Annotated in this window: 10 protein-coding genes; 2 read left to right on the forward strand and 8 right to left on the reverse strand. The window is 67.6% G+C overall.

The window, feature by feature from the left end; translation table 11 throughout:
- Nucleotides 1-10: 10 nt before the first annotated feature.
- The 7 genes from ACFTZB_RS37475 to ACFTZB_RS37505 all read right to left on the reverse strand — a co-directional run bounded on the left by ACFTZB_RS37475 (nucleotide 11) and on the right by ACFTZB_RS37505 (nucleotide 7,999).
- Nucleotides 11-1,720, reverse strand: coding sequence for an amidohydrolase (locus ACFTZB_RS37475; protein WP_378439724.1), 1,710 nt, complete (start codon nucleotides 1,718-1,720; stop codon nucleotides 11-13).
- Between the two features lie 34 nt (nucleotides 1,721-1,754).
- Nucleotides 1,755-2,276, reverse strand: coding sequence for a DUF5134 domain-containing protein (locus ACFTZB_RS37480; protein ID WP_378439726.1), 522 nt, complete (start codon nucleotides 2,274-2,276; stop codon nucleotides 1,755-1,757).
- Nucleotides 2,277-2,284: 8 nt separating this feature from the next.
- Complete coding sequence (locus ACFTZB_RS37485) at nucleotides 2,285-3,724, reverse strand: APC family permease (RefSeq protein WP_378439728.1); 1,440 nt, start codon at nucleotides 3,722-3,724, stop codon at nucleotides 2,285-2,287.
- Entirely contained in the window at nucleotides 3,717-5,678 is a 1,962-nt protein-coding gene (locus ACFTZB_RS37490) for a primary-amine oxidase (RefSeq protein WP_378439730.1), read from the reverse strand. The genes ACFTZB_RS37485 and ACFTZB_RS37490 overlap by 8 nt, the downstream gene beginning before the upstream one ends.
- 176 nt (nucleotides 5,679-5,854) lie before the next feature.
- Complete coding sequence (locus ACFTZB_RS37495; RefSeq protein WP_378439732.1) at nucleotides 5,855-6,208, reverse strand: WhiB family transcriptional regulator; 354 nt, start codon at nucleotides 6,206-6,208, stop codon at nucleotides 5,855-5,857.
- Nucleotides 6,209-6,350: 142 nt separating this feature from the next.
- Nucleotides 6,351-6,512, reverse strand: a complete 162-nt coding sequence (locus tag ACFTZB_RS37500; RefSeq protein WP_378439734.1) for a hypothetical protein — start codon at nucleotides 6,510-6,512, stop codon at nucleotides 6,351-6,353.
- Between the two features lie 335 nt (nucleotides 6,513-6,847).
- Nucleotides 6,848-7,999 carry an anti-sigma-D factor RsdA gene (locus tag ACFTZB_RS37505; protein ID WP_378439736.1) on the reverse strand — a complete coding sequence of 384 codons (1,152 nt, stop codon included), beginning with the start codon at nucleotides 7,997-7,999 and terminating at the stop codon, nucleotides 6,848-6,850.
- Between the two features lie 722 nt (nucleotides 8,000-8,721).
- On the opposite strand from ACFTZB_RS37505, the gene ACFTZB_RS37510 reads away from it, so the two are divergent.
- On the forward strand, nucleotides 8,722-9,072 hold the full coding sequence (locus ACFTZB_RS37510) for a hypothetical protein (protein WP_378439738.1): 351 nt from the start codon (nucleotides 8,722-8,724) through the stop codon (nucleotides 9,070-9,072).
- 76 nt (nucleotides 9,073-9,148) lie between these two features.
- Here the strand turns inward: ACFTZB_RS37510 and ACFTZB_RS37515 are convergent, their stop codons facing one another.
- Nucleotides 9,149-9,421 (reverse strand): hypothetical protein, encoded by a 273-nt coding sequence (locus tag ACFTZB_RS37515; RefSeq protein WP_378439740.1) that lies wholly within the window; start codon nucleotides 9,419-9,421, stop codon nucleotides 9,149-9,151.
- Nucleotides 9,422-10,100: 679 nt separating this feature from the next.
- Between ACFTZB_RS37515 and ACFTZB_RS37520 the strand changes: the two genes are divergently transcribed.
- The coding region (locus ACFTZB_RS37520) for a histone-like nucleoid-structuring protein Lsr2 (protein WP_378439742.1) at nucleotides 10,101-10,467 on the forward strand (367 nt) is incomplete at its 3' end.

A 10,467-nucleotide genomic window follows, 5' to 3' on the forward strand; every position in this document is an offset into this window, starting at 1 on the left:
ATTCCGGGGCCTACGCGACACTCTCCGTGACGCGCTCGAACACGACCTTCCCACCCAGCACGGTCGTGACGACCTGCATCGCGGGTATGTCGTGCGGGTCCGCTGTCTCGAGGTCGCCGTCGAGGATGCACAGGTCGGCCACCTTGCCGGCCTCGAGTGACCCCTTCCAGTCTTCGGCGAAGTCCTGCCAGGCCGCGTTGATCGTGTAGGTCCGCACGGCGTCGGCGAGCCCGATGGTCTGGTCGGGTCCGCTCACCGCGCCACTGGCCTTGCTTTCCCGCAGGATCATCGTCGAGATGCCCTGGCGCCAGTCGGGTGGTGTGACCGGCGCATCGGAACTGCTCATCAGGTGCACCCCGGATTCGACGGCGCTGCGATACGGCCACTCGTAGGCGGCGCGTTCCGTCCCGACCACCCCCACCTCGAGGTCGGCGATCGTCCACTTGATCGTCGGGTTCATATTGACGCCGATATCGTTGTCGGCCAGTCGCTGCAGGGTGGCTTCACTGATGAAGTCGCCGTGGATCAGGTAGTGCCGGGCATCGTCGCGGGGGTGCGCGTTCTGTGCGGCGATGATCGCCTCGGCGACGGTGTCGATGGCGCGGTCGCCGGTGACGTGCACACCGATCTGGTAGCCGGCCTCGTGGCCGATGCGGACCATCTCGGTCACCTCGTACACCTGCCGTTCGTCGGTGTCGCCGCCGACGCACAGGGAGCCGCAGCCGCCGCCGACGTACTCCTCGTGCATCCACGCGGTCTTGCTCGGCGGGATGCCGTCGGCGAACACCTTCACCCCGAGGACCCGGAACATTCGTGGGTCCACCGTATCCGGGACGTCGATGCCGGCGAGGTTCTTCCCGAAATCCTCGGCGGAACCGGACATTCCGGTGGGCAGGAGGAGAAGGTTGACGCGGGCGCCCAGTTCTCCGCGGCGGGCGAGGTCGGCGTACACCGACAGGCCCTCCGCACCCATCGCGCCGCCGGCGAGGGCTTCGCCGCCGGGGCCGATCGCGGGGTCGGTGAAGCTGGTGATTCCTTCGCTCTGCAGGATCGAGATCGCCGAGCGGAGTGCTTCCTCCCGGCGCTCCCGGGTGAGGGCGGGCAGCACCCTCTGCACGAGGGCCTGCGCCCCCTCCATGACGATGCCGGTCAGCAGGCCGTCCTCGCCAATGGGCATGAGGCTGCCGGGCGGCAACGGGGTGGTCTCGTCCACCCCGGCGAGGGCGAGTGCCGCGCTGTTCACCCACGACGTGTGACGGGAAAAATCCTGCAGGAACACGGGATTGTTCGGGGACACCTCGTCGAGGTCCCAGCGGGTCGGCGTCCGCCCGTCCTCGGCGAGGCATTCGTCGAGATAGCCGTCGTCCCAGCCCGTTCCGATGATCCAGGCGCCGTCCTCGGCGGCCGAGGCGGCCTCCCGCACGCGTTCGCGGACATCGGAGATCGACCGGACGGCCGGGAACGACACGTCGAGCGAGAGCGGCGGCGTGTCGAGTCCGTAGGCGATGGCGTGCAGGTGCGAATCGTTGATCCCCGGGAGGATCGTCTTCCCACCGAGATCCGTGACCACGGTGTCCGGTCCGATCAGGGTTTCGATCTCCGCGTCGGTGCCCACCGCGTGGACGAGTCCGTCGCGGACCGCGAGGGCGGTGGCGATGGTGAAGTCCTCGTCGACGGTGAAGACCTTGCCGCGGGTGTAGACGGCATCGGCGTAACTCATCGGTTCCTCCAGGGTGCTGTCGGTGGGAGGGCGGTCAGACGGCCATCGGAGCCATGCCCAGGATCATCAGTGCGGAACCCGCCGCCGCGGTCTTGACGCCGGAACGGCGTTCGCGGCGCGGGGTGGAGCGGAAGAGATACAGGGTCAGCAGTGCCCAGCACACGAGCACGGCGAGGGGAAGCCAGCCTGTCGAGATTCCTGCGCCCCCGTGATGGTGGCCGGAGGGCGCCGGCGCCGCTCCCGCCGGGGCGGGAGCGGACGTCGGGGCCAGGAGGAGTAACACCCCCATCGCAGTGAGATCGACCGCGCAGGGAACCGCGGTCCGGCGGTGCATGGTCTCACCGGTGACGAACACGGCGAGCCCGATGAGGACGGCACCCTCGAGAAAGTGAATCCCCGCCGGCACCCCGGGGATCAGCATCGCGACCATGGACACGGCCATCGCACCGTGCGCGATCCGGACCCGGCAGTCGGTTCCGTGCGCGCGCCACATCGGGACGAGGGCCCCGACCGCTCCGACGACCATCGCCGCGTGCACGGCAGGGATCTCGAACATCGTCGGACTCAGATCGTGGGCGTGAGTTCGCGGGTGTCCGCGACATCCGCCCGGCTCTGCCGGGTGACGCGGGCGACGACCAGTCCGGCGACGAAGAACAGGGCGATCACCGCCAGCAGGATGTCCGCGAGCAGTTCCGACCCGCCGATCAGCGTGGTGAAGTTGTCGAGCACCAATCCGGTGACGGCCACCAGACCCACACAGCCCAATACCGGTGCGATGCGGGTGTGCCAGAGTCGGGTGTCCAGCCGGGTGCGGGCGAAGAACGCGATGATCGCGACACTGGTGAGCACCATCAGCACCAGAATGCTCACCGTGGCCAGACCCGCCATCCAGGTGAACAGTTGCAGCACCGGGTCTGCGCCGGCGAGTGCGAACACCCCGACGACCACCGTCGCGGAGATCGTCTGGACGACAGAGCCGACGTGCGGGGAACCGTGCTCGGAGTGGGTGCGGGCCAGTGCGCGCGGCGCCGCGCCCTTGCGGGCCAGGGCGAACACGTACCGGGAGATGGCGTTGTGGAACGCCAGCAGCGCGGCGAACAGGCTGGTGACGAGCATGATCGCCATGACGTCGGCGGCGGGTCCGCCCAGGAACTGCGCGGCGGCGGCGAACGTCAGCCCGGCAGGGTCGGCGGCGGCCGCGTCGGACACGGTGTCGCTGCCGAACGCGAGCACGACGGCCCAGCTGGCGAGCGCATACACCAGTCCGATGACGATGACGGCGGCGTACGTAGCGATGGGGATCGTGCGCCGGGGGTTGCGGGCCTCCTCGCCGTAGATCGCGGTCGCCTCGAAGCCGATGAACGACGCGATCGCGAACATCAAAGCGACACCGGGTGATCCGCTGAAGAACGACGTCGGGGTGAACGACGCGAAGTCGATGCCCGCGGCCCCGCCCCGCACCAGGACGCCGAACGACAGCGCGAGGATGATGCCGATCTCGAGGACGAGGAGAACCCCGAGTACCTTGGCGCCCAGATCGATGCTGCGGTACCCGAGCACGGCCACGAGCGCGATGAGGACCAGCGCCCACATCCACCACGGCAGGTCGGGTCCGCCGTACTGGACGACGAGGCCCTGAATGGTCGCGGCGGCCAGGCCGTACACGGCGGCCTGGATGGCGGTGTACGTCAGCAACGCGAGACCGGCGGCCCCGAGCCCGCAGGATTCGCCGAGACCCTTCGCGACGTAGGCGTAGAACGCGCCGGTGTCGACCATGTGGCTGCTCATGGCCGCGTATCCGACGCTGAACACGAGCAGGACCAGCGCGGCGATGAGATAGGCCGTCGGAGCGCCCGCGCCGTTGCCGATCGCGATCATGACGGGCAGGGCGCCGCCGATCGCCGTGAGGGGAGCGGCGGCGGCGATGACGAGGAAGACGATCCCGACGACGCCGATGGATCCGCGTAGCTTGCCGGGTCCGGAACCCGTGGTGGTGTCAGACATCAGTGCCTCCGTCCGAGTGGCAGCTGCTGCTGCCTCCGGTCGAGCAGTGCTTCGACGTCGTGCGGGGCACGTCGAGAGAGGGGTTGCGGTCGAAGAAGCCGTTGGGCTTCAACGTGAATCCGGTGTAGTCGACGGGCATGATCGGCCAGTCCTCCGGGCGCGGGAAGTGGGTGAGACCGAACGTGTGCCACACGACGAGGTCCTCGTTCTCCAGATCGCGGTCGCCGGCCACGAAGCTGGGCAGTCCTGCGCCGCCGGCGTGCTGGTTCACGAAATCGCCTGCCGCGTACCGTTCCTTTTCGTCGAACCGGGTGACCCACAGGTGCTTGGTGGCGAACGTCGCCCGCGCCGCGATCGAGGAGTCGTCGTCGGCCAGCAGGATCGGCTGCCCCTCCGGGTGCAGTGCGTATGCCACAGGCTTGCCGAGACGGTTCAGCTTGTTCGGGTTGCTGATGTGCCACACCCGTCCGACGCTGTTGTCCGCGAGGCGCTGTGCCTCGGATTCCTTCGTCAGCGGCGTGCGCTCGAGGGTGAACGCGTTGCCGTGCACGTTCCCGGGGCCCATCTTCACCCGCTTGGTCTGCACTTCCTCGACGGAGTTGCGGTCGCCGTCGATCATCACGTCGAGGCGGGCGCTGAACAGGTGCTGGTGGTACGGGGCGCCGAGGCCGGGCGCGATCTCCGAGGCGTACGGGTAGTCGCCGCCCGGGTGACCCGACGTGAACACGACGCCGGTGGCCTTGACCTCGAACTCGATGGTGCCGTCGAGGTAGAGGTACCAGAAGAAGCCGTAGTCGTAGTTGCCGATCGTGGTGAAGAAGGAGATAACCAGGCGGCGTTGGCGGCGGGTCTCGGCGGAGCCGGCCCACAGGTCGGTGTGCTTCCACAGCACACCGAAGTCTTCCTCGTGCATGCACACTGCGTTCTTCAGCGTCTTGGGGGCACCGAACTCGTCGGCGATGACGGCGTCGAAGTACGTGATGTCGCCGACGCAGTCGCAACCGAGTTCGAGGGCGTTCGCGTAGCGGCCCACCATGTACTCGCCCGTGTCGAAGTAGTTCTGCCACGACCGGACCGGTGAGGGGTCGCCGTAGGGAACGACCATCTCGGCGATGGACGCGCGGTGGATGATCGGGCGTACCCGGTCGCCGTCGGCGAATCCGAGCTGATGGAGGACGAGTCCCTCGCGGGCGTCGAAGCCGACGCGGAACGACCACTTCTCCCAGTCGACGCGGTTGCCGTCGACGACGAAGCTGGGGCCCTCGGGCTGGGTGATCTCGATGGGCTTCTGGGTGGTGCGCAGCGGGCCGGTGACGGCGACGTCGTCGAAGTTGCCCGACTCCTCGGGGATCGGGACGGCGCCGAGGTCGAGAACGTCGGTGACGGTCCGGTTCATGACGTCGACGAAGCCGACGAGCCCGTCGATCGGGTGGGCCCAGGCGTGGTCCTTCGGGTGGTCCTGACGGAACGCGAGCCCGCGGAGGATCCGCTTGCCGGTCTCGCCGGGGTAGTCGAAGACGCCGGCCGAGAGGGGAGCGACCCGGACGTCGGCGACGTCGAGTCCGCGGGCGGCGAGTGCGGCGAGCCAGCGTTCGTCGGCGGACAGTACCTGCTCGACGAGTTCGAATTCCTCGTCCAGGACCGGCATCTGACCGTCCCGGGTGGCGTCGAGGGTGACCGAGCTGATGACCGACCGCTGGGTCACGGACACCACGACGTCCACGGCGTTCGGCGACGAGATGTCGTGCAGCAGAACGCGGAATCGGCGATCGGTCTCGTTGGTCTCGGCTGGGTACAGCGTCGACTTGTCCGGTTCCTCGAGGCCGACGTAGACGAATCTCGTCTGCTCGGTCAGCGCGTCGGCGGCCTCGAGGATCTCGCGGAGGGAGGCGATCTCGTCGACGGTCGGCAGCGACAGCGGGTGGTCGATACGCGCAGGGGAAAGGGTGGGCATGTCGCGATCCTTTGGTTCTACGGGTGTTGAATAAAAAGCTTAGTGACGTACGTTACATCGGAGGTGCCCTCGTGTAAACAGTGAGTTTCGGAGCCCGAATTTACTGACCGTTCGGTCAGAAATCTGACCGGGTCGGAGTCGAGCGACGCGGGTGGCCGGGACTTTCCTGCCGGCGGTCAGCTGTTCGAGGGACGTGTCCGGCTCGTCGGATTCACCGAGGGCGCCGTGGAGCGACGGGCTCCCGGGGTTCGGGCCGCGAGGCGGGTACGTCGGGTGTGGCGGGCGCGTTCGTTTTCGGACAGGCCGCCCCAGATGCCGTGAGTTTCGGCGGCGGTGAGGGCGTGGGTGCGGCAGTCGGTGAGCACGGGGCACTCCTGGCAGATTTGTTTGGCGGTGTGCTCGCGCTGGGCGCGGACTCGGCGACGTTCACCGTCAGAGGAGAAGAACACGTCGGGGTCGGTGCCGCGGCAGGAGGCGCGGTCCTGCCAGTTCCCGTGGACATGGGTGTGGTGGTGCGAATGATCAGACACTGCTGGGTGGGTCGCTTTCGGAGTCGAACGGTTACACGATCCGGTGCTCAGGCGGAGCACGGGGCTTGCGCCGGCAGGAACGGCACCGCCGGCCGGCGAACATCAGGCGCCGCTGCCGGACATTACTCGTCGCATCGGTACGTCAGAGCGGGGACGGGTTTTCGTCGGTGCCGGCCGGGCCGTTCTCGTCTCGATCGGCGTACATCATCTGGATCCGCTGCAAGATCTCCGGCGTACTGAGCGCTCGGTGCGTGGGAATTGCATGGTGCGGTGCGCTGTCGGGCGAACCGTGTAGGCGTGTCATCAGGATTCTCTCGGTCGCACTGTCGTGGGACGCACGATGGCCAAGGCGCAGGGCAACCCCTGCCCGTCACCGTGATCCCGGTCCCTGTCAGTGTTCGGGCTCATGCGGTGGCGCGGATAGGGGACAAGGTCCTTTCCCCGGTGATCGGTGCCGGGCCGGTATGCGACGCGGCTCGTTTCGGAGGACATGAGCACTGAGATCCTCCGGGTGTTGCATGGGGGCGAACGGGACTGCTTGGTGTTCACGCGCAATGGAAGCTGTGGTGCACAGTAGTTTTGGGGTGCTCCGTGCGTCGTGCGCGGATCGAATGGTCAATGCGGAGCGCAGGCGTTTCCTCAGCTGGTCGGGAATGGCTCCGACGGCAGCGGCGCCGTCGAAGGCTCCGGCGGCGGCTGCTGAATGGGTGGTTGTGTGGTCGGGTTGTCGGACGGCGCAGGCGGGGGTGGTTGCGTGGTCGGGTTGTCGGGTGGCGCAGGCGGCGGCAGCGGCGCCGTCGAAGGCTCCGGCGGCGGCTGCTGAATGGGTGGTTGTGTGGTCGGGTTGTCCGACGGCACAGGCAGGGGCGGCTCCGGCGGCGGGACCACCGTGATGGGGGGTTCAGGGCTGGTGGACGGCAACGTCTCGGGCGGAAGCGGAAGCGGAAGCTGCGGCGGCAAGGTGGGTAGCGGCGTCACCGAAGTGGGCGGCAGTCCGGGAGGCAGCAGGTCCGTGGGAAGGGTTCCCGGCAACTGCCCGACTCCCGGCACCGTCGTGGTTCCGGGTGTCCCCTGCACGGTGGCAGGCAGTGGGGTGGTCTGCGTCGGCGCGGGGGTGGTGGTACCGGGCGTTGTCGTCACCGGGGGTGTGGTGGGAGCGATCTTCTCCAGTTCCGCGGCCAGCTTCGCCCGCCACACCTCGAGTTCGTTGCGGGTGTCGGCGTCGCGTACCTCGCCGGAACGGTCGGCGGCGGCCTCGAGCAGGTTCCTCGCCGACTCCGTGTCGCCCGTGGCGATCAGCCGTTCGGCCTCCTGCAGCTGCGACGTGGTGTCGATCTGCGCGACGGTCGAGTCGGCCTGCTGGCTGAACACGACCGACTTGACGCTCCACAGCGGATCGCCGGGTGCGGCGTCGTACGAAAGAATGGTGACACCGCCCATGACGACCGCGATCGCGGCGGCGGCACCTGCGATGGGCCGTAACAGCCGGAGCTTGCCGCGGGCGGCACTGCGTGCGGAACGGGCGTCCGAGCCGTCGATCGCCGCGATCACGTCGTCCAGCAGCGGCCCCGTCGGCATCGGAGTCGACACGATGTCGGCGCGCCAATTGGTCAGCAGAAGCGCGAGCTGGTCCTGTTCCGGCGAATCCGTCGCGACGGATTCGCCACCGGCGATCGCGTCGATGAGCGCGTCGTCGCGGCGCACAGCCGCGACGTCCACCGGAGCGTCGTCTTCCGGGAGATCGGCATCGGGATTGCCGTTGCGCTCGATGTCCCTGGCCACACCTCTCACCTGCCCTCGTCACCCGCCATGGCTCGGTGTCGAGCCGTGCGGACACCCCCGTGGAACTACCCCACGGCCGGGGCCGTTTCCTTCACTGACATACCGACCACGAGGCGGAGGATCACGACCTTCCGGTGCCTTCCGGCAGCGTGCTCGGCAGTCCGTTCATCTGCCTGCTCGCCCTTTCGAGTCCAGCGCCCGCTGTTCGGGTCTGTCACCTGGTACTTCGGCGACGGGCCCCGACTTGTTACCACACTCGTCCTGTGCGGGCCGACCCCGGCGCACTCGGGCGGTCCTGAGGCCCTGGGCCGGGGTCGACGTCATTGCGGGGGCACCGTCGCGGGGTGGACGATCCTCCTAGTGGGATTATCCTCCAGTCTGCCATTCCGGAACACCCGAGCATCGCAGGCAAGATTCCGCGCATTCTGTCGGCCGTGGTGACGTGATATCGCCGGTAGCGCGGCGGTTGCGATCCAGATCAGTCGTGACCACACGGTGAGCTGGGGCGGGTATTCTGGCAGCCCGGCACGATCCGGGCCAGATCCCAAGCGGGAGGGTCACCGATGCGTTGGAGGACAACTCGCAGGCGGTGTGTTGCATCGACCGCTGGAATCGTGGCCGGCTGTGCTTTCTCGCTCGGATCGTCGGCTGTCGCGGCGGCGGATCCCCCGGTAGTGCCTGTGGCGTTTGCGGCCCCCGCGACGTTTGTTTCGGGATGCTTCAGTTTGTTGATGTGCACTGTGCCACCGGTGGTGGCGGTAACGCCGTCGGCGACGACGGACGTGCCGGGCATAGTGACCTTCACGGCGCGGCAGTCGGGTGCGATTGTCACGCCCGACTGTCTCGATGTGGCGGTGCACTGGCGAAACCTGTCCACTGCCGCCGCCGGTACCGCCGTGCTCCGCGGCGTGACGCCCACAGATTTCAGTCGGCCCACCGCCCCCGAGGATTGGTGCCGATATATCCCGGTGGCGGTGGTCACCGGCAGCGGCATCGTCGCCGCGTCTGCGGACGCGTTCGCCGATCTCCACCAGTTCCAGCTGGCCATCGCTCCAGGATTCGGAACTTTTGCGGTTCCCTAGCGCGGCCTGCCGATGCCGACGGAATTGTCCTTTCCGGACCTCGTTCGGAGTTCGGCACCGCCGACGGCGGCTGCGGTCATTCGCGTTCCTTCAACCGTGCGGTGTGCCGCTTCGCCACGTCGAGGTCGGCGTCGGCCGTTCCGAGCGTGTCCTGAGCGGCGCGGAGGGCGTCGACGGCGCTCTCCAACACCTCCGGCGCGGTGGTCGGGTCGCCGAGTTCGTCCACGTCGAGCGCGGTCGCATCGAGGTCTGCGTAGGTGCGCTCCAGGTCGAGGAGGGTTCGACGCAGGGCATGCAGCGCATCCCGGACCCCGGTTACCCGCTCATCGAGATCAGCGGGGGTACTCATACGATCACGGCCCAGGGCGCCGCGGCGGCGTTGATGAGGTGCAGCTGCCTGCGCGCCTCGGCTGTCGGTTGGTCGAGGTCGGTCATGAGATCACTCCATCCGTTGTGAATGACTCAGGGGTGGACATTCTGCGCCGATGTCGGTTCTCCCATGCCTTCCAGGCTAGGGGTTTACGTATCGGTTTTTCGGGGTGTGATGGTGCTGTGACCTGGTGTGTCGACATAACACCGGTTTGTGATGTGGGGGGGTACGGGGCCGAGCGCCTGCAATGCAGAAACGTTCGTCGGCAAGAAGATACCGGCGACCTGTGCTCGCTCGTGGTCATCGATCGCGAGCCCTCCGGCTGACCCGGTGGAAACTCTGTTCCGCGCGAAGCGGAAACACCGGGACGCCGTGCGAGCGCTGTACGTCCTCTCCGCACGGGGGTGTGCGGGACCTGCGACCTCGGGTCGAAATTACTGCTATCCGATATCGGGAGAGACTGCGCCGCAGTGGCTTTGCGGAACCTCATTCGGTGGAAGGGCTGGGACCGCCACGCGCACGCCCAGCTCGGCGCCCTGAATACAGATTGGGCTGGGGACGTTGAAGTGCCAGCTCGGGTGAGCTTCGTGATTACCGGAGGAAGCCGCCTGCCGCTACTGTGTGCGTTCGACGATTGCCTGGCGAAGAAGGAGACAGCATGGCGGTATCACCGAGGGGTTCTGAAGGTTCGACGAAGAGGGCAACCAGGGAGATTCGCGAATGGGCGATCGGAATGGGCTTGGCGGTGTCTTCCCGTGGCCGGATCTCGGCCGAGGTCGAGCGTGCCTTCCACGAAGCTCAGGTGAAAAAGGTTCAGGCGAAAAAGGTTCAGGCGAAAACGACTCCGGCGAAGAAGGGCGTCGTGAAAAAGACAGTCGCGGCGAAGACGCCGGTCAAGCAGGCGGCCGTGAGTACAGCTCCGCCGAAGAAGACGTCCAGGGAGATTCGTGAGTGGGCGATCGGGGCGGGTCACGTAGTGTCCTCCCGCGGGAGGATTCCGGTCGAGATCGAGCAAGCTTTCCATG

The sequence above is a fragment of the Rhodococcus sp. NPDC057014 genome (assembly GCF_042673295.1).
Classification (GTDB): domain Bacteria; phylum Actinomycetota; class Actinomycetes; order Mycobacteriales; family Mycobacteriaceae; genus Rhodococcus_F.